Annotated in this window: 23 protein-coding genes and 1 pseudogene; 15 read left to right on the top strand and 9 right to left on the bottom strand. The window is 64.2% G+C overall.

All coding sequences use genetic code 11. From position 1 onward, the window contains the following. Nucleotides 1–181: 181 nt before the first annotated feature. Nucleotides 182–604, top strand: a complete 423-nt coding sequence (locus tag AC0L16_RS19800) for a metallopeptidase family protein (RefSeq protein ID WP_095495668.1) — start codon at nt 182–184, stop codon at nt 602–604. Nucleotides 605–764: 160 nt separating this feature from the next. Here the strand turns inward: AC0L16_RS19800 and AC0L16_RS19795 are convergent, their stop codons facing one another. Continuing rightward, nucleotides 765–971 carry a DUF1737 domain-containing protein gene (locus AC0L16_RS19795; protein ID WP_292538120.1) on the bottom strand — a complete coding sequence of 69 codons (207 nt, stop codon included), beginning with the start codon at nt 969–971 and terminating at the stop codon, nt 765–767. A 26-nt stretch (nt 972–997) separates the two neighbouring features. Continuing rightward, nucleotides 998–1,876 (bottom strand): HpcH/HpaI aldolase/citrate lyase family protein, encoded by an 879-nt coding sequence (locus tag AC0L16_RS19790; RefSeq protein WP_473622694.1) that lies wholly within the window; start codon nt 1,874–1,876, stop codon nt 998–1,000. Between the two features lie 569 nt (nt 1,877–2,445). Here AC0L16_RS19790 and AC0L16_RS19785 point away from each other — a divergent pair. From AC0L16_RS19785 to AC0L16_RS19770, 4 genes are all read left to right on the top strand, one after another. Then, nucleotides 2,446–3,996, top strand: a complete 1,551-nt coding sequence (locus tag AC0L16_RS19785) for a DUF4153 domain-containing protein (RefSeq protein ID WP_473622693.1) — start codon at nt 2,446–2,448, stop codon at nt 3,994–3,996. A 3-nt stretch (nt 3,997–3,999) separates the two neighbouring features. Further along, entirely contained in the window at nt 4,000–4,695 is a 696-nt protein-coding gene (locus AC0L16_RS19780) for a response regulator (protein ID WP_473622692.1), read from the top strand. 59 nt (nt 4,696–4,754) lie between these two features. After that, nucleotides 4,755–6,251 (top strand): ATP-binding protein, encoded by a 1,497-nt coding sequence (locus AC0L16_RS19775; protein WP_473622716.1) that lies wholly within the window; start codon nt 4,755–4,757, stop codon nt 6,249–6,251. Nucleotides 6,252–6,313: 62 nt separating this feature from the next. Further along, nucleotides 6,314–7,480: an NAD(P)/FAD-dependent oxidoreductase gene (locus AC0L16_RS19770; RefSeq protein ID WP_473622690.1), complete on the top strand. Its 1,167-nt coding sequence runs from the start codon at nt 6,314–6,316 to the stop codon at nt 7,478–7,480. A gap of 43 nt (nt 7,481–7,523) precedes the next feature. On the opposite strand, the gene AC0L16_RS19765 is transcribed toward AC0L16_RS19770, so the two are convergent. After that, nucleotides 7,524–7,949 (bottom strand): GNAT family N-acetyltransferase, encoded by a 426-nt coding sequence (locus AC0L16_RS19765; protein WP_473622689.1) that lies wholly within the window; start codon nt 7,947–7,949, stop codon nt 7,524–7,526. 153 nt (nt 7,950–8,102) lie between these two features. Here AC0L16_RS19765 and leuD point away from each other — a divergent pair, with 153 nt between their 5' ends. Both leuD and AC0L16_RS19755 read left to right on the top strand, forming a co-directional pair. Next, nucleotides 8,103–8,708: a 3-isopropylmalate dehydratase small subunit gene (gene leuD, locus AC0L16_RS19760; protein ID WP_473622688.1), complete on the top strand. Its 606-nt coding sequence runs from the start codon at nt 8,103–8,105 to the stop codon at nt 8,706–8,708. Nucleotides 8,709–8,769: 61 nt separating this feature from the next. Further along, a complete protein-coding gene (locus AC0L16_RS19755; RefSeq protein ID WP_473622686.1) occupies nt 8,770–9,699 on the top strand; it encodes a hypothetical protein in 930 nt (309 codons plus the stop codon). A gap of 116 nt (nt 9,700–9,815) precedes the next feature. Here the strand turns inward: AC0L16_RS19755 and AC0L16_RS19750 are convergent, their stop codons facing one another. Continuing rightward, on the bottom strand, nt 9,816–10,610 hold the full coding sequence (locus tag AC0L16_RS19750; protein WP_473622685.1) for a lytic murein transglycosylase: 795 nt from the start codon (nt 10,608–10,610) through the stop codon (nt 9,816–9,818). A 259-nt stretch (nt 10,611–10,869) separates the two neighbouring features. On the opposite strand from AC0L16_RS19750, the pseudogene AC0L16_RS19745 reads away from it, so the two are divergent. The 8 genes and pseudogenes from AC0L16_RS19745 to rpsP all read left to right on the top strand — a co-directional run. Then, nucleotides 10,870–11,556, top strand: a pseudogene (locus AC0L16_RS19745) (flavin monoamine oxidase family protein); the annotation flags it as partial. A gap of 73 nt (nt 11,557–11,629) precedes the next feature. After that, complete coding sequence (locus AC0L16_RS19740; RefSeq protein ID WP_473622684.1) at nt 11,630–12,238, top strand: FAD-dependent oxidoreductase; 609 nt, start codon at nt 11,630–11,632, stop codon at nt 12,236–12,238. After that, nucleotides 12,235–13,326 carry a zinc-binding metallopeptidase family protein gene (locus AC0L16_RS19735; RefSeq protein ID WP_473622682.1) on the top strand — a complete coding sequence of 364 codons (1,092 nt, stop codon included), beginning with the start codon at nt 12,235–12,237 and terminating at the stop codon, nt 13,324–13,326. The genes AC0L16_RS19740 and AC0L16_RS19735 overlap by 4 nt, the downstream gene beginning before the upstream one ends. Nucleotides 13,327–13,389: 63 nt before the next feature. Next, complete coding sequence (locus AC0L16_RS19730) at nt 13,390–13,989, top strand: DUF1236 domain-containing protein (protein ID WP_077380961.1); 600 nt, start codon at nt 13,390–13,392, stop codon at nt 13,987–13,989. 223 nt (nt 13,990–14,212) lie between these two features. After that, nucleotides 14,213–15,178 carry a lysostaphin resistance A-like protein gene (locus AC0L16_RS19725; RefSeq protein ID WP_473622681.1) on the top strand — a complete coding sequence of 322 codons (966 nt, stop codon included), beginning with the start codon at nt 14,213–14,215 and terminating at the stop codon, nt 15,176–15,178. A gap of 325 nt (nt 15,179–15,503) precedes the next feature. Further along, nucleotides 15,504–17,177: a signal recognition particle protein gene (gene ffh, locus AC0L16_RS19720; RefSeq protein ID WP_473622679.1), complete on the top strand. Its 1,674-nt coding sequence runs from the start codon at nt 15,504–15,506 to the stop codon at nt 17,175–17,177. A 7-nt stretch (nt 17,178–17,184) separates the two neighbouring features. Further along, nucleotides 17,185–17,511 carry a chorismate mutase gene (locus AC0L16_RS19715; protein WP_095495656.1) on the top strand — a complete coding sequence of 109 codons (327 nt, stop codon included), beginning with the start codon at nt 17,185–17,187 and terminating at the stop codon, nt 17,509–17,511. Between the two features lie 103 nt (nt 17,512–17,614). After that, nucleotides 17,615–18,016: a 30S ribosomal protein S16 gene (gene rpsP, locus AC0L16_RS19710; RefSeq protein ID WP_473622678.1), complete on the top strand. Its 402-nt coding sequence runs from the start codon at nt 17,615–17,617 to the stop codon at nt 18,014–18,016. Nucleotides 18,017–18,096: 80 nt separating this feature from the next. Here rpsP and AC0L16_RS19705 read toward each other — a convergent pair whose 3' ends face one another. The 5 genes from AC0L16_RS19705 to AC0L16_RS19685 all read right to left on the bottom strand — a co-directional run bounded on the left by AC0L16_RS19705 (nt 18,097) and on the right by AC0L16_RS19685 (nt 21,647). Then, entirely contained in the window at nt 18,097–18,360 is a 264-nt protein-coding gene (locus AC0L16_RS19705) for a YMGG-like glycine zipper-containing protein (RefSeq protein ID WP_128245794.1), read from the bottom strand. A 150-nt stretch (nt 18,361–18,510) separates the two neighbouring features. Next, nucleotides 18,511–18,921 carry a DoxX family protein gene (locus AC0L16_RS19700; protein WP_473622677.1) on the bottom strand — a complete coding sequence of 137 codons (411 nt, stop codon included), beginning with the start codon at nt 18,919–18,921 and terminating at the stop codon, nt 18,511–18,513. A 125-nt stretch (nt 18,922–19,046) separates the two neighbouring features. Further along, nucleotides 19,047–19,952 carry a bestrophin family protein gene (locus AC0L16_RS19695; protein ID WP_473622675.1) on the bottom strand — a complete coding sequence of 302 codons (906 nt, stop codon included), beginning with the start codon at nt 19,950–19,952 and terminating at the stop codon, nt 19,047–19,049. Between the two features lie 403 nt (nt 19,953–20,355). Continuing rightward, nucleotides 20,356–21,390, bottom strand: coding sequence for an aspartate-semialdehyde dehydrogenase (locus AC0L16_RS19690; protein ID WP_473622674.1), 1,035 nt, complete (start codon nt 21,388–21,390; stop codon nt 20,356–20,358). Between the two features lie 107 nt (nt 21,391–21,497). Further along, nucleotides 21,498–21,647 (bottom strand): hypothetical protein, encoded by a 150-nt coding sequence (locus AC0L16_RS19685; protein WP_287057073.1) that lies wholly within the window; start codon nt 21,645–21,647, stop codon nt 21,498–21,500. Nucleotides 21,648–21,711: the final 64 nt, after the last annotated feature.

The raw sequence follows: 21,711 nt of genomic DNA, 5'->3' as shown, positions 1-21,711 counted from the left end.
GTCAGCTTCCACTCACAATTGTTCCTGTTATGTTCTAATAGATTCCAGAGGGCGGCCGAAGAGTCAAGCGGAGTCATGGGCGCAGTCATGGGGAATTTATTCCTGCCGCGCGTGGACGGCAACCCGGCCAATTGCCGAGTCCGGCGCGAAAGCCTATATGCCGGGATCAGAAGGACAACGCATGGCCCGCATCTACAAGACCCGCACCTGGCACGACCAGCTTTCGCCGTCGATGGAGGAAATGGAGTTCCTGGCGCTGGAGGCATATGCCCATCTGCCGGAGGAGTTTCGCAAGCTGACCGGCGAGATCGTCATCCAGATCGCCGAATTCCCGACCGACGAGATCATGGACGATTTGTCGCTGGAAACGCCTTTCGACCTGCTCGGCCTGTTCGAGGGGCGCGGCATCGCCGAGCGCTGGAATCCGCAGACCGGCGAGGGGCCGAACCGCGTCACGCTCTACCGCCGCGCCATCCTCGACTACTGGGCCGAGAACGAGGAGACGCTGGGCGATATCGTCACCCATGTGCTGATCCACGAGATCGGCCACCATTTCGGCCTGTCGGACGATGATATGGAGCGGATCGAAGAGGCAGCCGAGTAGGCTGTGCTGATATTCAGGTGATGCCGGCCTGCGAACGGCAGTTCCCTGCGCTTCCGGTGCTCACGTACCCAAAAGTACGCTCCGCTCCGGTTCTCGGAAACTACCATTCTCGGCGCGGCCTGACCTGAATCTCAACACACCCTGCGTCGAGCTTTGCAAATCACCAATCGCTGAGCTTGGTGCCAGGGCCGTATTCCTGGCCCTCGACATCCTTCACCACGGCCTGGCCGCAGCGCATGGTCTTGGTTTGCTTGTCGTAGCAATAGGTCGGCGAGCCGAACAGGTGCCAGCCCTTGTTCAGCGCCGCCGTCACCTTGTGGCAGAAGCTGGAATCGTCCGGGCCGGACAGAAAGCGGTAGAGTTTCATTTTTCATTCCTGTGGTGAGTGGCTGATCATGCCCCGATGGCGGCCGCCTTCGCCAGCAGTTTCTCGGCCTGCGCCAGATGCAGCCGTTCGAGCATCTTTCCATTCAGCGCAATGACTTGCCTGCCGGCATTTTCGGCAAGCGCGAAGGCATCCTTGACCGCACGCGCCTCGGCCACGGCTTCGGCAGATGGCGCAAAGGCGCGGTTCGCGGCATCGATCTGGGCCGGATGGATCAGCGACTTGCCGTCGAACCCCATGGCGGCTGCTTGCGTGCATTCGCTCGCAAAAGCGTCCAGATCGCGAAAATCGTTGAAGACACCGTCGAGCAGGTCGAGGCCACCGGCGCGCGCGGCGAGCACCATCAGCATCAGCCATGGTGTGAGATAGCGCCGGTCGGGCGTGGCGAGAATGCCGGTGTCCTTGACCAGGTCGTTCGTTCCGGCAACGAAACAGACCAGCCGCGAGGCCGGATCGCGGCCAAGCTCGGCAATCGGGCCGATGTTGAGCAGCGCCTTGGGCGTCTCGATCATCGCCCATAGCTTCACCTCGTCGGGTGAAAAATTGTCGTCGAGGACGTCGCCGGCTTCCAGGACGTCGCGCGGCGTGTCGACCTTGGGCAGCAGGATGGCGTCGGGCTCGCAGCGTGCCGCCGCCAGCAAATCGTCCGCGCCCCATTCGCTGGAGAGCGGGTTGATGCGCACGACCATTTCGCAGCGCAGGTTTGCGCGGCGAGCGAAAATATCAGCCAGCTTTTCGCGCGCAAAAACCTTGTCGGCCGGGGCGACGGCATCTTCGAGATCGATGATGACGGCATCGCAGGCCAGCGACGAGATCTTGGCCAGCGCCTTGTCGTTCGAGGCCGGGACGTAAAGCACCGAGCGGCGCGGGCGGCAGGTTTCGGTCATGCCTGATCTATGCCGCCTGGAGGCGATCGAAGCAAGCCGTCTGGCTCCTACCCGGGATCGCGGCTTAATTCCAGCTTGGGTTCCTCGCCCCACGACAGTGGGGAGAGGTGGCCGCGAAGCGGCCGGAGAGGGGCTTTCGTAGGGTGCAGTCCCCTCTCCGTCTCGGCTTCGCCGAGCCACCTCTCCCCACTGTCGTGGGGCGAGGAACCCAGGTCTTGAGAGTTCGAGGGAAGAACCCCCCTCTGCCCGGCCGGGCATCTCCGCCGCAAGGGGGGAGATCGGCAGTTTCGCCGACGGCATCTACTCCGGAATGTTCTGCCTGAAGCGATGACCCTGCACAAAAACTGCACGAGATTGCGGAAAATCTCCTCGGACCCGCCTCGCTGCCTGCATTTCGGCCGGCGAAAAGGGCTGTATGCAAGAGCGAGAAAAGCCCGTTGGTCCCTGCCCCTCCGCAATGACGGTTGGTGGCTCGTCGATCCGCCGCGGACGCGTTCGGCGACTCTCCTCCCCTTCATCCGCAAATCTCCGGCCCCCGGCCGGATCAAAGCCGTAGAGAAAGCCCGATCATGACATCGTTGCTTACCGCCGCGCCGGGCACTTGCGCGTGCTTCGGCGCCGCCGTCCTGCTTGCCGCGCTGGCGGATTTCTTCTTCTATGGGCAGCCGGTCGGCATCACGCTTTTCCTGTTCGGCATGACGCTGGCCGCCGCAGCCGCAGCGATCCAGCCGTCGGCGCTCAGCGCCGGCCGGGCCTGGTTCAAACCCGTTGCCTTGCTTGTCGGGCTGCTCCTTGAAAATGTCAGTGCGCTGTCCGTCGCCATCGGGCTTGCGGCGCTGGCCGTCTTTGCGCTTTCGCTGGTCGGGCGGCTGCGGCGCAGGTTTGCCCGCATTGCCGGCCAGGTCGCGCTGTTCCTGCTCGCCGCGCCGTTTCGGTTCGTCCACGATTTTTTCCGCTGGCGCAAGGCGGCGCGGCGGCTTGGCCGGCGGCGCATCGGCTTTGCGGCAATCGCCGTCTGGATCATGCCGCTGACCCTGGGCGCAGTGTTTCTGGCGCTGTTCGGCGCCGCCAATCCGGTTATCGAATACTGGCTGTCGCTGATCGATCTCCACGCACTGCTCGACCTCATCCAACTGCCGCGGCTGGCCTTCTGGCTGGTCGTGCTTGCCGGCGTCTGGGCCTTTCTGCGCCCGCGCCTGCCGCGCTTTTTACACCGCATTGCGCGTCGGGTGGCACCTGTCCCTGTCAGCGGGGTGACGACGACGACAAAAACCGCCAAGGCGATCGAGGACATCATCTTCGGCAGGGCCGCCATTTTTCGCGCGCTGGTCGTCTTCAACATCCTGTTCGCGATGCAGACCGCGCTCGACGCCACCTATCTGTGGGGCGGCATCGCCCTGCCCGACGGGCTGACCTACGCCGCCTATGCGCATCGCGGCGCCTATCCGCTGATCGTCACGGCGCTGCTCGCCGCCGGTTTCGTGCTGGCGGCGCTTAGGCCGGGAAGTGCCACTTCCAGCGATCCGTTCATCCGCCGGCTGGTCTATGTCTGGGTGGCGCAGAACATCGTGCTGGTCATCTCGTCGATCCTGCGGCTGGAACTCTATGTCGGCATCTATGCGCTGACCTACTGGCGCGTCGCCGCCTTCGTCTGGATGGGATTGGTTGCGGCGGGCCTCGCCCTGATCATCGCCCGCATCGCGCTCGGAAAATCCAATGAATGGCTGCTTTCCGCCAATCTTCTGACGCTATCGGCGACGCTTTATGCCTGCTCGTTCATCAACTTTGCCGCCCTGATCGCCAACTACAATGTCGAGCACTCATTCGAAATGACCGGCCACGGCAGCGAGCTCGATTTCTGGTATCTGCGTTCGCTCGGTCCGAGCGCCCGGCCGGCACTCGATCGCTTCCTCGAGCAGCAGGCCAGGACCAATGCGGCCAGCGTTTCCGCCTATCGCGAACTCGTCCGTTTGCTGGGACAGGACGAGGCCCGCTACCGCGCGGCCCAGGAAAACTGGCGCGCCTGGAGCTTTCGCGACTGGCGGCTCCTTCGCACTCTCGACACGTCTATCCCGTTCGTGGTTCCTCAGGGCTCCGAACCCTTCGTGCCGGGCCGCTGATCCATGCCGCATCACATCCTGATCGCCGACGATGATCCGCACATCCGCGAGATCATCTGCTTCGCGCTCGAAAAGGCCGGCATGAAAACGGTTGCGGTAGCCGACGGCGCCGCCGCCTTGCAGGCGATCGAGCGCCGCGCGCCCGACCTTGTCGTGCTCGACATCGGCATGCCGGAGATGGACGGGCTGGAGGTCTGCCGGCGGCTGCGGCACACATCGGATGTGCCGGTGCTGTTCCTATCGGCGCGTGATGAAGAAATCGACCGCATCCTTGGGCTCGAAATGGGTGGCGACGACTATGTCACCAAGCCGTTCAGCCCGCGCGAGCTGGTCGCCCGCGTCAACGTCATCCTGCGGCGCGCTCGCCCGGCAAAGGCCGAACCGGCCGACGACAGCCAATTCTCGCATGGCAGGCTGGCTTTGGTGCCGGCCAGCCACACCGCCAGCTTCGACGGCAGGCCGCTGCTGCTGACCTCGATCGAATTCGCCATCCTGAAAGCGTTTCTGGCGCGCCCGGCGCATGTGCTTGGGCGCGACATGGTGATGGCCAATGCCTATGCCGGCAACATCCATGTCGCCGACCGCACCGTCGACAGCCATATCCGCAACATCCGCGCCAAGCTGGCGGCGGCCGGCTGCACGGATGCGATCGAGACCGTACATGGCGTCGGCTTCCGGCTCGGCCGGTGCGGCGCGTGACCGCGCGGAAATGGCGCCCGCGCCTCGCCACGGTCGTTGTTGCCATCCTGACCATGGTGATGGCGCTGCCGCTGGTCGGCCTGTTCTTCTTCAGGCTCTACGAGAACCAGCTGATCCGCCAGACCGAGGCCGAGCTGATCGCGCAAGGTGCCGCCCTTGCCGCCATCCATGCGCAAGAGGTCCGCGACGCCGGCATCCCGGCTGAAAGGCTCGGCGCGACCGTGCCGGCCGCGAGAGACAACCCGGACTCTCTCTACCGGCCGATCGAGCCAAGCCTCGATCTTGCGTCCGACAGGGTTCTGGCGACCCGGCCTGCGGCGACCGCCGCCACCGCCGATCCCGCCTTCGCGGCGATCGGAGCGCGGCTGTCGGGCATTCTTGCCGAGACGCAGAAGACCACGCTTGCCGGCTTTCGGCTGCTCGATCCCAAAGGCGTCGTCATCGCCGGCCGAGAAGAGGTCGGCCTGTCGCTCGGCGCCGTCGGCGAGGTTCGCGCAGCACTTGCCGGCCGCTACGCCAGTGCGCTCCGGCAGAGGATCTCAGACGAGCCGCCACCTTCGCTCTATTCGGTCAGCCGCGGCACGAGAGTCCGCGTCTTCGTCGCCATGCCGATCGCCGTCGACGGCAAGGTCGCCGGCGTGGTCTATCTGTCGCGGACACCGAACAACATCGTCAAGCATCTTTATGGCGAGCGCGGCAAGGTGGTGCTGGCGGCGATCGCCGTCCTCGGCGGCACGCTGCTCATCGGCCTGATCTTCCTGCGCACCGTCAGCCGGCCGATCTACGCGCTGATGGAGCGCACGAAACGCATCGCCGCCGGTGATCGCGCAGCGATCAGGCCGCTCGACCATCATGGCACGCGCGAGATGGCAGCACTGTCCGACGCTTTCCTCGACATGGCCGAAAAGCTGCATGCGCGCTCCGACAGCATCCAGACCTTCGCCACTCATGTCTCGCACGAGCTCAAATCGCCGCTGACGGCGATCCAGGGTGCGGCCGAACTGCTGCGCGATTCGGGTAGCGCGATGGATGAGGCCGAGCGGCGGCGGTTTTCGAACAATATCGTCACCGATGCCGAACGGCTCAATTTGCTGGTGCGCCGTCTGCTCGACCTGGCGCGCGCCGAAAATCTTGCGCCCAGCGGCGAAAGCACATCGCTCAGTGCGGCCTTGGTGCTGTTGCCGACCGTGGACAGGCTGGCGCTTCGGGTCGAGGCGGGCGGCGAGACCGGCCTGCGCATCTCGGCCGAAAACGCGGCGATCGTGCTGGCCAATCTCATCGACAATTCCGCGCGGCATGGCGCGACGCTGGTTTCGATCACGGCGGCGAGCGCAGGTGGCAAGGCGACGATCCAGGTGAGCGACGACGGCGCCGGCATTTCGCCCAGCAATCGGGCGCGCATCTTTGAGCCATTCTTCACCACGCGCCGCGATTGCGGCGGCACCGGCATCGGCCTCGGCATCGTTCTGGCCCTCCTGAAAGCGCATGATGGCACGATCCGCCTGGTTGACTCCGAGCGCGGCGCGCGCTTCGAGATCATCTTGCCGGCCGCCTGAATTGGAGCGTGAACCCGAAAACCGGCTCCGGGATCATGCTTTAGAACTGGAGAAGCGAAAAAGTGCGCTACGACGTCGTTATCATCGGCGGAGCCATCGTCGGCTCCTCGATCGCCTATTATCTGCGCGCGGAAGGGTTTTCGGGCTCGATCGCGCTGGTCGAGCGCGACCCGCAATTCGCCCATGCGGCAACGACGCTGTCCTGCGCTTCGATCCGCCAGCAGTTTTCGATTCCGGAAAACATCCGCCTGTCGCAGTTCACGCTGAAACTGTTCCGGCGGCTTACGGAAGAATTCGGGACCGACGCCGATATCGGCTTTCGCGAAGGCGGCTATCTCATCCTTGCCGGCGAGAACGGATTGCCGATCCTCAAGGCCAACCACGAGACGCAGTTGGCCGAGGGCGCCGACATCGTGCTTGAAGATGCGGAGGCGCTCGTCCGCCGGTTTGCATGGCTGTCGGCCGAGGGCATCACCGCCGGCGCCTATGGCCGCAGCGGCGAGGGCTGGTTCGACGCGCATGCCATGCTGATGCTGTTCCGCAAGGCGCTGCGCGAGAAGAAGATCGATTTCATCACCGCCGATGTGACCGGCATCGAACGGCAGGGCGACCGTGTCAACAGCGTCGGCCTCGACAATGGCGAGCGGCTCGACGCCGGCATCGTCGTCAACGCCGCCGGGCCGAATGCCGGCAAGGTTTCGGCAATGGCCCGACTGGTGCTGCCGGTGGAGCCGCGCAAGCGCAATGTCTTCATCTTCGAGGCGCGCGAGAAATATGACGACATGCCGCTGCTGGTCGATCCCTCAGGCATCTATGTCCGGCCGGAAGGCTCGGTCTACATCACCGGCGGGGCCGAACCGGAAGAGGCCGACGGCCCCGCCGACGCGAGCGATTTCGAACCCGACTGGCCGCTGTTCGAAGAGGTGATCTGGCCGGTGCTGGCGACCCGCATCCCCGCCTTCGAGGCGATCAAGCCGACGCGCGCCTGGGCCGGCCATTACGATTACAACACGCTCGACCAGAACGGGGTGATCGGCCCGCATCCGCAAGTGGAAAATTTTCTCTTCGCCAACGGTTTTTCCGGCCACGGTCTGCAGCAGGCGCCGGCGGTCGGCAAAGCGCTGGCCGAGCTGATCGTGCATGGCGGCTACCGCACGGTGGACTGCGCGGCGTTTGGGTACAGCCGTGTCGCTGAGGGGCGGGCTTTCAGGGAATTGAATGTGATTTGAGGCTGGCTGGCATCAAATAGATTCCGCACCGCAAGGCCAACCGTCAGCGCTCGCGGCCGAACCAGAACGCGTCGGCCATGCGCGTCATGCCGATCCGCTCGTAGAAGCCGACGGCGTCGGGCACGGAAATCAGTGACATGGCGACGGACGGCCCGAGCTGCCGCCGCGCTTCGTCGAGCAGGCCCTTGCCGATGCCGAGCCCTTGCGCCGATTTGCAAACGGCGAGCTCGGAAATATAACACACCCACGAGAAGTCGGTGATGCCGCGGGCAAGGCCCATCAGCGGCTTGTCAGGCGCATCGAGGCGCGCCGTCAACACCAGATCGGCATTGGCAAGCATCGCCTTCAGACGGAGGTCGTCATCGACAGGCCGGGTGACGCCGAGGCCGGATTCCACCAGCACGCGGCGGAACTCGGCTGCGTCGAGGGCCGGTTCGCTCGCGTAGAGGACTTTGGCACGTGTTGTCATGCCGGCCAACGTGCACCATAGGGCGGCAACTTTGAAGGGGTCCGTGCTCCAGGACCAAAGCCGGCCGAAAACAGCCGGCTTTTATTTGCCTGCAGCTTTGTGTAAACCGGGCGCCAACACATCCCCGCAGCGAAAAGAAGACGGGCAAGACCTATGGAAAAATTCACCAAGCTCACCGGCGTTGCCGCGCCGATGCCGATCGTCAATGTCGACACCGACATGATTATCCCTAAGGATTACCTCAAGACGATCAAGCGCACCGGGCTCGGCAGCGGCCTGTTTGCCGAAATGCGCTACAAGGACGACGGCTCGGAAAACCCCGACTTCGTGCTCAACAAGCCGGCCTATCGCAAGGCGCAGATTCTGGTCGCCGGCGACAATTTCGGCTGCGGCTCGTCGCGCGAGCATGCGCCATGGGCGCTGCTCGATTTCGGCATACGCTGCGTCATCTCGACCTCGTTCGCCGACATTTTCTACAACAACTGCTTCAAGAACGGCATCCTGCCGATCACCGTCAGCCCCGAGGATCTGGAGAAGCTGATGGACGACGCCTCGCGCGGCTCCAACGCAACGCTGTCGATCGACCTCGAAGCCAGGGAAATCCGCGGGCCGGACGGCGGCGTGGTCATGTTCGACCTCGACGACTTCAAGCGTCACTGCCTGCTCAACGGGCTCGACGATATCGGCCTGACCATGGAGAAGGCCGACGCCATCGCCTCGTTCGAGAAGAAGAACGCCGAGCTGCGCCCCTGGGCCTGAACGGCAGGATGACCCCGGCCGCGACAGGCCGGGTTCGTGGCGGCTGAATTGAGGGGTAGGCATGACACGTTCGCTGCTTGCCGGCGCCTGCGCGCTGGCGTGGATTCTGATGCCGGTGGCTGGCGCGCATGCACAGACCGACATGGTGCTCGTGCCGGCTGACGATGCGTCCGACGGGGCCGCCGACCTCGGCGCGTCGAGCAATGCGGCCCTAGCCGAGGATGACAGCCAAGCACCGGTCCCGTTCGAGAATGGGCAGCTGACCATCACCCAGCAGGAAGACCATGGCGAGAAGGTGCTGGCCTATGACGGCAAGCAACTGGCGCGCAATTACGATGTCTTCCTCGACAAAATTGTCGAGGTCGGCGGCGTCACGGTGGCGCTGGTCGATGTCGGCGACGGCGGCAATCAATGCGGTCCGGCCAAGGTGATCGTCTGGAAGCCGGAAGGCGGCGCCATCCAGAGCACCACGGTCGAGCAGGATGAATGCGGTGCACCGCCGGCCGCGCTATCCGACAGCGCCATCTATTTCGTGCCTAATCTCTTGCCGGGCGAATCGAAGCCGGCGCTGCAATGGTCACCGACCGGCGGGTTGTCGACCTCGGGCAATCTCACCTACATGCCGGAGCCGGGTACCGGCTGGAAAGATGTCGACCCGACGAAATACGACAGCATCGTCGATGCCTTCCATAACGAGGCCATCTACAGGCAAACCGTGACGCTGCTCGGCGAGGAGATGCCCGACATGGCCACCAGCCTGCTGGTCGGCGGCGGCACCGAGAAGACCGCCTCGGGCGTCTTCTACGCCAGCGGCTGCATGCCGCATCATTGCGGCGGCGACGACGGTTTCATGGCGGTCGATCCGGCCAACCACAAGCTCTATTTCGCCCGCCGCGGCGACAAGACAGAGCTGGACGCGTGGCCGGCTGTGAACACGTGGCCCGCCGAGGTCAGGGAAGCTATGGACAAGGCGCTAGGCTCGCCGAATTAGCTTCTCTGCTTCGTGCCTTCGTTCCCGAGGCGGGGCCGAAGCGGCGGCAGTCGTGACCTTCATCGACAAAAAAGCCCGGCGTATGGCCGGGCTTTTTTGTCGAATAGAGACTTGTATCACTCGCCGTCGATCGCCGTGGCGATGCGGGCGATGGCCTGTTGATAGACGCTCGCGGAATTCCAGCCGGCAATTGCGCCCATATTCGCCTCAGAACTCGCGCCGGCCTGCCAACCATGACCCCTGAGGAAGTTGGCAGTGGAAGCTAACGCAGTGCCCTTGTCGCGCAGATTTTTGTTGCCGACCCCGTATTTCAAGACATTTCCGGGCAGGAACTGCGTATGGCCAATCTCGCCATGCATGGCGCCGACCGACGAGGCGCTCAACGCGCCGCGATCGACCAGCTTCAGGGCCGCAACAGCATGCGCGTAGAAGAACTCCGGGCGGCGGCAATCATAGGCAAGCGTTACAATGGCAGAGACCGTATTCTGCTTGCCCAGGAAGGAACCGAAGCCGGTCTCCATCCCCCAGATGGCGAGCAACACACCCGGCGACACGCCATAGGTCCGTTCGATCTTGTCGAACAGCGCTGCGTTCGACTTCTTCAGCGAACGGCCCTTGGAAATGATCGTGGACGCGCCACGGCGCTTCATGAAAGCTTCCACCGAGCCGCCGAAAGCCTTGTGGACGGCGCGGTCGGCGGCGATCGTCCTCTTTGCGTAGGTGGCGCTGGCCAGAGCGGCCAGACCCTTCGAGCCTACACCATTGGCCCTTGCTTCCTGCGCGAACTCCGCCTTCCACGCTTCGAAGCCCGCGCCATTATTGCCGCATTGGGCGGCCTGTGCCGCTGTTGCCGCCGCAAGCATCATCGATGCCGCCGCTGCGAAAATCTTTGCCTTGGCAAAAAATGCCATGTTGCTCTCCTGGTTGCCTGGATCGAATACCAATTTGCCAGCGAAACGCCCGCTTGTCACCGTTGGAGCGACGTGCGTCCGCCTGGATGCAGTACGCTCCGACACTTACAATCTGCGCATCGTGCTTTCCGAGAATCGGCACCGACTTTCGAGGCCGATACGCTAAGAACTCGTTTACGCATCCTCGCCGCAGCGCTGGCGAATGCCGGACAACTTGCTTACGATCAAGTAATTATTGTGGCGGGGGGCTGGAATATTCATGGAAGACGTTGACGTCGTGGTCATCGGTGCCGGCTCGGCGGGACTTTCCGCCGCCAAGACCCTGCGTGCGGCCGGCCTTTCCTTCAAGCTGGTCGAAGCGATGAACCGTACCGGCGGCCGCGCCTGGACCAGCGACCAGCATTTCGGCGTTGCTTTCGACATCGGCTGCGCCTGGCTGCACGCGGCCGACCGAAATCCCTACTTTCCCGAGGCGCAAGCTGCCCACTGGACGCTTCATCATCACGACATGAATATCGACCATCTCTACTATCGCAACCGAAAGGCGAGCGAGGACGAAGAGGCCGCGATGAAGGCGGCCGATAGCAGGCTGTTCGAGCTGCTGGCGGCGCATGAGGTCAAGGTTGGCGACGACGACCGGCTTTCGGCGTTGCTCTCGAAAGGCCATGCGCCGCGCGCCGCCGCCACCTTCGCCGGGCCGATGGACTTCGGCGCCGACGAGGACGAGATATCGATCCGCGACTTTCAGGCCGCCGCCGATCTCGATCCGAACTACTTCACCAAGGAGGGATTCGGCGCGCTGGTCGCCCGTTTCGGCGCCGACGTGCCGGTCGAGCTGTCGACGCCGGTGCGGAAAATCCTCTGGGACGTGCCCGGCGTCGCCTGCGTCACCGATCGCGGCACCATCCGCGCCAAGGCGGTCATCGTCACCGCCTCGCCGGCGGTGCTCGCCTTCGAGGAGATCGAATTCGCGCCGGCGCTGCCAGACAGGCATTTCGCTGCCCTTCTTCGACCTGCCGATGGGCATGCTGACCAAGCTGCCGGTCGAAATCACCGGCACAAGACTCGGGCTGGCGCCGTTCGACGACCTGCTGATCGAGCGTCTGGCCAGGCACGACATCTACTTCCTTTGCTTTCCCTTCGACCTCGACCTGATGGTCGGCTTCGTCGGCGGCGATTTCGCCTGGGAGATGTCGGCGGCGGGCGAGGCGGCAGGCGTCGACTTCGTCGTCGACCGGCTGTGCGCCATCTTCGGCGGCGACGTCAGAAAACATGTTGGGCGCGCCATGATGACCAATTGGGGCAGCGAGCGGTTCGTGCGCGGCGCCTATGCGGCGGCCCGACCCGGCCGTTCGCAGGCGCGCGCCACGCTGATGCAGCCGGTGGCGGAAAAAATCTTCTTCGCCGGCGAGCATCTGGCCGGTCCGCTGATGCAGACCTGCGGCGGCGCCAGGCTGTCGGGCGAGGCGGTGGCGAGAACGGTCGCCGCCCAGCTTGCGGCAAAAATAGCGACGGCAGGAACGCCGGCCGCCGACAGGCGTTTGGGCGGTATGCCGCTGCGCACTATATCCGGGCCTCATAATTTGAGACCTGGTGATTTGAGACCTGGTGATTCGAGATTGGGATGAAGCTCTTCGATTGCCCGCATTGCGGCCACCGCCTCTATTTCGAGAACGCCCAGTGCCTGAACTGCGCCAGCCCCGTGCTCTACGATCACGGGCATGCGCGCTTCGTGTTGTCTGGCGCCGGCGGCGTTTTCCAGTGCACCAATGCCGACGAGTGCGCCTGCAACTGGATGGCCGAACCTGGCCATGCCTTCTGCCGCGCCTGCGCGCTGAACCAGCTGATCCCGGACCTTTCGGTCGATGGCAACCGCCGTCGCTGGATTCGCGTCGAAGCGGCAAAGAAGCGGGCAATCTATTCGCTGCTCGCCGCCGGGCTGCCAGTCGCACCCAAGCGGAGCGCCGGCGACGAGGCCGGCCTCGCCTTCGACTTTCTCGCCGATCCGATCGGCGGTCCGGGCGGCGCGCGCATCCTGACCGGCCATGACAACGGCCTGATCACACTCAACGTCGCCGAGGCGGACTCGGCCGAGCGCGAAAGACGGCGCGTCGAGATGGGCGAGAACTATCGCACGTTGCTCGGCCATTTCCGCCATGAGCTCGGCCACTATTACTGGGACCGCCTGATCCGCGACGACCCGCAACGGCTTGCCGCCTTCCGCGCATTGTTCGGCAACGAACGCGCCGATTACGAGCAGGCGCTGAAGGCCTACCATGCCAATGGCGCGCCGCCCGACTGGCAGCAGGAGCACATTTCCGCCTATGCCGCGTCCCATCCCTGGGAGGACTGGGCCGAGACATGGGCGCACCATCTGCACATCACCGATACGCTGGAGATGGTGCATGCGCTGAATTTCCCGCTCGGCCGGCTGGAAACCATGGAGGCCAACGACCTGTCGCGGGGCGACACCGGCGGCGAGCTGCAACCGGCGCCGTCGGAACCCGCCGCCGTTCCCGAACCGTTCGAGAAGATCCTGGCCCGCTGGCTGGTGCTGTCGGAAGCGTCCAACTCGATAAACCGCTGCATGGGACTGCCCGACCTCTATCCCTTCGTCATCTCGGAGGTAACGGCACGGAAGCTGGCCTTCGTCCATGACCTGCTGACCGTGGTGAAAGAATCCGGAACAAAACGTGAGCCGGCTGAGGCGTTTTAGCCGGAACGCATGAAGTCCTGTTTCGTTTTCGTTCGCGAGGGACCATCAAAACGGAGCGAAACCATGAAGCGCATACTGTTTCCTGCTGTCGCCGGAGCGCTTGTCGCCATGTCCGGCACAGCCTTGGCCGATACCGCCGTCTCGGCGGTCGCCGATCTCAACATTCGCGCCGGCCCCGGCCCGCAATACCCGGTCATCGGTGTGCTCGCCGCCGGCCAGTCGGCAACGCTCGATGGCTGCATCCAAAACAGCAAATGGTGCACCATAGCCGAGGCCAATGGCCAGGGCTGGATCTATTCCGACTATGTGACGGCCGATTTCGGCGGCAACGAGGTCGTCCTGACCCGGCGCCCGGCCGACGCAGACATTACCATCGTCGAAGCGCCCGCCGATGTCGACGATCCCGACATCTATACCGGAGCAATCGTCGCCGGCGAGCCGATCGAGCCGATCAGGCGGCCGCCGGCCGAAATCCGCACCTATATCGAGACCAACCGGGTCGACCCGGTCTATCTCGAGGGCGAGGTGGTTACCGGCGCGACCTTGCCCGACACCGTCGAGTTGCGCGAGATTCCGGACTATGACTACCGCTATGTCTATGTGAACGGTCAGCCGGCACTGGTCGATCCCGGCACCCGACGCATCATGTACGTCGAGCGCTGACGGTGCCGAACGGGGCAATCGCCTTGGACGAATGACGGAATCCAGGCTCGTTGGAGACCGCCAATGGTCGAAGTCGGCGCTGCCCTCATCGCCGCGCCGGCCCCTTCTCCCCGTATAGTGACGGGGAGAAGGGATCCTTCTTGCAATGCTGGCGGCTAGCGATTGCGCGGAACGACCCGATACATTAGATCATGCGACCCGAAGCACCAGCCTGTGAGTCCGCGTGACGATCAACCCCGCCGCCTTCGAGCGCTACCGGCATACTCCCAACGCCAAGACGACCCTGCCGCGGCTCCTGCTCGGAACGGCGATCGTCGTCCTGTTCTGGGTCGCGACAACCATCGCCGTGCTGTTCGGTGGCGCCTATCTTTTTGTTATCTGGCAGGCATCGTCTGGCGCCCCGATGGAAGGAGGGGCGGTGCAGAATTTCATGGCCTCGCCCGCCGGGATCCTCGCCGCGCTCGCCTCCTTTGCCGGAATCTGGCTCGGCCTGTGGGCTGCCATGCGCTGGGTCCATCGCGAGCCGCTGATGGCGCTGATCGGCACCGGCCGCCGCGTTTCGCGCTCGGGATTTTTCAGGGGATTGGCCGCGGTGCTGGTCACATCGCTGCTCTCCGAGATCCTGCTCTATCTCTTGCAGCCCGAGATTGCGCGCGGTGCGATCGGCCTGTCGTCCTGGCTGCTGTTCCTGATCCCGATCGCCGCGCTGACCCTGGTGCAGACCTCGTCCGAAGAGGTGCTGTTTCGCGGCTATCTCCTCAGGGGCCTGGCCAACCGGTTTCAAAACCCCTTCATCTGGGCGCTGCTGCCAGGACTTCTGTTCACTGCGATGCATTGGAGCCCAAGCTCGACGGCCGCCATCAACGCCTGCGTGCTGGCCTCGATCGCCGCTTTTGCGCTGCTCCTGACGCTTGTGGTCTATGCTACAGGCAATCTCGGCGCGGCCTTCGGCGCCCACCTCGGCAACAATCTGACCGGCTTCCTGCTGATTTCGCATCAGCAAAGCTACAATTCCTTCGCCCTGGTCAACGCCAAGCCGCTCGAAGGCCCCGGCTGGACGACGCTGGACGCCGTCCTCATCGCGGCGATCGGCATCGTCTGCAGCCTATTGACGATCCTGCTGCTGCTGCACCCGAGCTCGCCGCTGAAGGTCGAGCCGGATTTTTCGCACCGCGGCGGCCCAAGCTGATGCGCATCACGCTGGTGGTGCTGCCATAAACCGAACCGGCCCGGTTCAGAGTATTCGGCCCCGCACCTTGACTCCGCGGCCGATTTCCTGTCTACACGCCGCGAATTCCGCGACGAGTATCCCTCCGAGCAAGCCGACCGGGACGCCGAAGCCTGTTTGAGGTGACGTGCTGTAAATAGATCCTGGAGGCCAACATCCGGTAGCGCTGTGCGCCCCCGGGTGCTTTTTGGCTTTGGGCTTTTGCCTGGACGGCTTTGAGTTGGATACTGGGCGCGAACGCATTACCTCTCGGGCATCATCCGGGTGCCAGGGAAAAGGAAAAAGAATGTTTGAATCGCTACAGGAACGTCTTGGTTCGATCCTGAACGGCCTCACCGGCCGCGGCGCCCTGTCCGAGGCCGATGTCTCGGCAGCGCTGCGCGAGGTGCGCCGCGCGCTGCTCGAGGCCGACGTGGCGCTGGAAGTGGTGCGTTCCTTCACCGACAAGGTGCGCGAAAAGGCCGTCGGCGCCGCCGTGCTGAAGTCGATCAAGCCCGGGCAGATGGTCGTCAAGATCGTCCATGACGAGCTGGTCGAGATGCTGGGGGCCGAGGGCGTCGCCATCGACCTCAATGCACCGGCTCCGGTCGTCATCATGATGGTCGGCCTGCAGGGTTCCGGCAAGACCACGACATCGGCCAAGATCGCCAAGCGCCTCACCGAGCGTCAGAACAAGAAGGTCCTGATGGCCTCGCTCGATACGCGGCGTCCCGCCGCGCAGGAGCAGCTCCGTCAGCTCGGTGAGCAGGTCAAGGTCGCCACACTGCCGATCGTCGCGGGCCAGACGCCGGTCGACATCGCCCGCCGCGCCGTGCAGGCGGCAAAGCTCGGCGGTCATGACGTCGTCATCCTCGACACCGCCGGCCGCACCCATATAGACGAGCCGCTGATGGTCGAGATGGCCGACATCAAGATGGTCTCGTCGCCGCACGAAATCCTTTTGGTCGCCGATTCGCTGACCGGCCAGGACGCCGTCAATCTGGCAAAAAGCTTCGATGAGCGCGTCGGTATCACCGGCCTCGTGCTGACCCGCATGGATGGCGACGGCCGTGGTGGTGCGGCACTTTCCATGCGCGCCGTCACCGGCAAGCCGATCAAGCTGATCGGCACCGGCGAGAAAATGGACGGGCTGGAGGAATTCCATCCCAAGCGCATCGCCGACCGCATTCTCGGCATGGGCGACATCATCAGCCTGGTCGAAAAGGCTGCCGAAAACATCGACGCCGAGCAGGCGGCGGCGATGGCCAAGAAGATGCAGTCGGGCAAGTTCGACCTGAACGATCTTGCCGGCCAGCTTCAGCAGATGTCGAAGATGGGCGGCATGGGCGGCATCATGGGCATGATGCCGGGCATGGGCAAGATGAAGGACCAGATGGCCGCCGCCGGTCTCGACGACAAGATGTTCGGCCGCCAGCTCGCCATCATCTCATCGATGACCAAGGCCGAGCGCGCCAACCCGGATATTCTGAAGCATTCGCGCAAGAAGCGCATCGCTGCAGGCTCCGGCACCGATGCGGCCGAGATCAACAAGCTCCTGAAGATGCACCGCGGCATGGCCGACATGATGAAGGCGATGGGCGGCAAGGGCAAAGGCGGTGGCCTGATGCGTGGCATGATGGGTGGCCTGGCCCAGAAGATGGGGCTCGGCGGCATGATGCCAGGGGGCATGGGTGGCCCGGGCGGCATGATGGGCGGCGGCATGCCGGACCTGTCCAAGATGGATCCCAAGCAACTCGAAGCCTTGCAGAAGCAGACACAGGCAGCCGGCCTCGGCGGCATGAAGGGTCTTCCCGGTGGCCTCCCAGGTGGCGGTGGTCTGCCTGGGCTGCCCGGCGGCATGAAGCTTCCTGGCCTGCCGGGATCCGGCGGCGGGCTGCCAATGCTTGGCAAGAATGGGCTTGGCAAGAATGGGCTTGGCAAGAATGGGCTCGGCAAGAACGCCCCTGGCAAGAAGAAGTGAGGGCGCCATGAACGAAGAGAAGGACATGGCCGACGCACGCGCGGCGCTGGTCGACTACCGCGCCTCGATCGACAACATCGACGCAGCGCTCATCCACATGCTGGCCGAGCGTTTCCGCTGCACCAAGGCGGTCGGCGAGCTGAAGGCGTCGCACGGCCTGCCGCCGGCCGATCCGGCGCGCGAGCAGCAGCAGATCGCCCGCCTTCGCCAACTGGCGAAGGACGCCCATCTCGACCCGGATTTCGCGGAGAAATTCCTGAACTTCGTCGTCCGCGAAGTGATCCGGCATCACGAGCATATCGCCGCATCCAACGGCGTAACGAAAACCGGCTGAGGACCAGTGCATGTCGCCCAAAAGTGCGTAGCGGTTTTGGGACAACGACGTGCATTAAGACAACAGTCATAAACCCGAAAATCAGAGTTTTAGGAGAAAAGAAATGCCTTTGAAAATCCGACTGGCCCGTGCGGGCTCGAAGAAGCGTCCCTATTACCACGTCGTCGTCGCCGACGCCCGTTCGCCGCGCGACGGCCGTTTCATCGAGTCGCTCGGCTCGTGGAACCCGCTGCTGCCCAAGCACGGCGAGCGGGTCAAGGTCGACGCCGACCGCGTCAAGCATTGGCTCTCGCACGGCGCCCAGCCGACCGACCGCGTGCTGCGCTTCCTCGACGAGGCCGGCATCGCCAAGCGTGAGGCCCGCTCCAATCCGAAGAAGGCCGAGCCCGGCAAGAAGGCGCAGGAGCGCGCCGCACTTCTGAAGAAGGCGCAGGACGATGCCGCTGCCGCTGTGGCCGCTGCAGCAGCCGCGCCGGCCGAGGCGGAAGCCGCGACCGCCGAATAATCCGCTTCTTATCGCCTACGGAACGGCGGGCGCTTTTGTCCGCCGTTTTGCTGTCTCGTCGGAGCCATGACGCGGCCCGATCAATAGCCTGCCGGGCAGCGGGCGATGTAGACGCGCCCATAGCGATCGCGATAGCGGCACCGGCCGGGTTCGGTAGCACGACCGATCAGTGCGCCGGCGACGGCGCCGACAGCACCACCAACAACAGCTCCCTCCACCGGGTCATTTGCAACGGCAGCGCCGACAGCAGCGCCACCCAGGCCACCGACCGCGGCGCCCTGTTCTGTCCGGGAACAGGCTGCGAGCGAAGTTGCCAATACCATCAGGACTACCAGTTTCTTCATCGTCGCTCCTCCCAAAAGGGGGTTTTCCGTCCTCGCCCCACATCGTCTAACTCGCAACCGGGCGATTTGATCCAAGGACAAGGAAGAAGGGTGGCGGCAGACAGCGCCCTCTCTGGCGCGACCGCCCTCGAAAGGCTTTTGACGTCGCCGCTATCGGCTGAACGGGATCAGCGCGCGCACCTCGGGATTGCGCAGGAAAAGGCCGCCCCACAGAATGAGGCCGAGATAGACGCCGAACAATGTGTGCGAGAACGGCGGGCTGCCAAGACGCGCGCGGGTCGCGATGGCGCCGCCGAGATAGGCGGTGAGCAGGACGGCGCCGAGCACCGAGGTGCGCGGTACCGCATAGAGCGCGGTCGAGACCAGCCCGATGATGCCGAGCATGCGCGAGACATCGGGATCGGCCGGCCAGCCGAGTTGCACCATGGTCTGGGTAACGATATCGAGCGGCGGCAGCTTGATGACGCCGTCGAAGATCATGAACAGCACGATGAGGGCGCTGAGCCCGCGGCCGGTCCACAGCGCGCCCGGCGTGACGGATGCAGTTTGAGACATGGTCATTGTCCTCCGGTTGTTTCGAGCCCTCTTGGCGAGGGTCGAACCAAGGACGCGGCGTGAGGCGGCGATCCGACACGCCTACGATCTTTTGAGCGTACGGCGCCTGCCATGAGCGCGGGAACAAACCCTCAGGAAAAATAGAACTTTTCGGCAGGGATCATTTTCGGCGGCGCCTCGCCGAGCGCCTCGAACACCGAGATTTCACAGACGCGGCACAGGCCGTCGAGGGCGAGATCGTTGGCCTCGGTGCCGAACGGGTCCTCGAGTTCCTCTGAAAGCGCGTCGAGGCCGAAGAAGGTGTAGGCGATCAGCGCCGTGAACAGCGGCGTCGCCCAGCCGGCAGTCGATGCGAGCCCAAACGGCAGCAGCAGGCAGAAGATATAGGCGGTGCGCTGCAACAGCAGCGTGTAGGCAAACGGAAGCGGTGTTCCCATGATGCGCTCGCAGCCGGCCTGCGCTGCGGCGATTTGCGACAGGCGCTCGTCGAGGATGCGGTAGCCCATGACGTCTATCGCGCCGGCCCTGTACAACGCGGCGGCTCGCTCGCCCATCCGCCGCAGCATGGCATCTGGCGGGTTGGCCAGCTTGGCAGCACTTTCGGCCTCTTCACCGATGAACGCACGTGCGTCGCTCGTGGCATCGACCCGCCGAAGAAGGCCGCGCAGGAAGTGGCAGAAGGCGATCGCCTCCATCAACAGCCCGCGCAGCTCGACCCGATCCCCGATCAACCCGGTGCTGGCGCGCGCCAGATTGCGAATGTCGAAGACAAGCTGGCCCCACAGCTTGCGCGCCTCCCACCAGCGGTCATAGGCGGCATTGTTACGGAAGCCGAGATAGATCGACAGCGCCACACCGAGCAAGGCGAGCGGCGCCGGCCCGGCATTGCCGAGGTCAAGCCCCAGCGCCCCGACCGCCAGCACCACCAGCGCGCCATAGATGCCGAAGCCGAAGATCTGCGGCAGGATGCGCGGCACCACCGAGCCGCGCATGATGAAGAACAGATGCAGGAATCCCGGGCGCGGGCGAACGATCATCGAAACCCCTTTCACGGACTGGCCATGATCCTGATCGGTTCCATTGTGTGACGCAATACACCCACAAGCCCAGCCGCCAGCGACATGGCAATGTCGTCTTGCCGGTTTGAGGGCAGAGCAGAGCCAGAGGTGATGCGGCCAGATGCGACCTAATCTGAGACGCCGGTCCCGCCCGTCATCCGCCTGCCGGCATCCCGGCCCTTCGCTATCGCTACGGGCGTTCGTCGTTCGGAAAGCCAAGCAATTGGCTTTCCGTCCGCTTCGCGGACCACATCTCACTCCCGTGAACGGGGAGAAGGGAGCTAACGGCCGAAGGCCGAGCCCGCGACTGCGGGCCGCCGGTTGTCCGGCGCCCCCGCGGAGGGCCCGCCGCGGCAGCGGCGATACGGCCCGTGAGCGAGAATCAAGCCGCCTTCTTCTTCGGTTGGATCAGCCCGCGCTCGATCAGCAATTCGGCGATCTGCACTGCGTTGAGTGCGGCGCCCTTGCGCAGATTGTCGGAGACGATCCACATCGACAGGCCGTTGTCGACGGTCGAATCCTCGCGGATGCGCGAGATGAAGGTGGCGTCCTCGCCGGCCGAGTCCAGCGGCGTGATGTAGCCACCGTCCTCGCGCTTGTCGAGAACCTGGCAGCCTGGCGCCTCGCGCAGGATTTCGCGTGCTTCCTCGGCGGTGATCGGCTTTTCGAACTCGATATTGACCGCTTCCGAATGGCCGATGAACACCGGCACGCGCACGCAGGTCGCCGTCAGCTTGATCTTGGGGTCGAGCATCTTCTTGGTCTCGGCGACCATCTTCCATTCTTCCTTGGTGAAGCCGTCGTCGAGGAAGACGTCGATGTGCGGGATGACATTGAAGGCGATGCGCTTGGTGAACTTCTTGACGTCGACCTGGTCGGCGACGAACACCGCGCGGGTCTGCGTGAACAACTCGTCCATGCCTTCCTTGCCGGCGCCGGACACCGATTGATAGGTGGCGACGACGACACGCTTGATGGTGGCGAGGTCATGCAGCGGCTTCAGCGCCACGACCAGCTGCGCCGTCGAGCAGTTCGGATTGGCGATGATGTTCTTGCGCGTGAACAGCGAAATCGCGTCCGGGTTCACTTCCGGCACGATCAGCGGCACGTCCTGGTCATAGCGGAAGGCCGACGAATTATCGATGACGACGCAGCCCTGCTTGCCGATCTTCGGCGACCATTCCTTCGAAACGTTGCCGCCGGCCGACATGATGCAGATGTCGGTATCGGAAAAATCATATTGGTCGAGCGCCCTGACCTTCAGCGTGCGATCGCCGAACGACACTTCCGTGCCCTGGCTGCGCCGCGAGGCCAGCGCCACCACCTCGCTCACCGGAAAGCCGCGCTCTTCCAGTATGTTGAGCATTTCCCGACCCACATTGCCCGTGGCGCCGACGATTGCAGCCTTGAAACTCATCGAAATCTCCTGTCCTCTCCGCTCGGTTTTTTTGGAGAAAACCCGCCGGCCGATGCGGGTTTCAACCCCCGGGCCGGACCCGGGAGAGGGTGGTTAGGCCAAGGGAATCAGACCGTCTTAGTGGTCGTTTTACCGGTTTTTTTGGCCAAGAACGTGGTTTTGCTGGAACGAGCAGACGCGCCGAAACGCCCGGCCCAATGGTTCGCATTGCGGCCGGGGACGTCGAAGGCAAGAAGCGCCATCAAAAGGCCGCGCATCGAAACTACCCCATTCGGTGCCGGCTTTTACGCGGTTTGCGTAAAGAGTCAATCGCGGCGGGCG

It is taken from the genome of Mesorhizobium sp. WSM4848 (assembly GCF_055811375.1).
The sequence above is the reverse complement of the archived record's forward strand: the minus strand, read 5'-3'. Positions and strand labels throughout refer to the sequence as shown.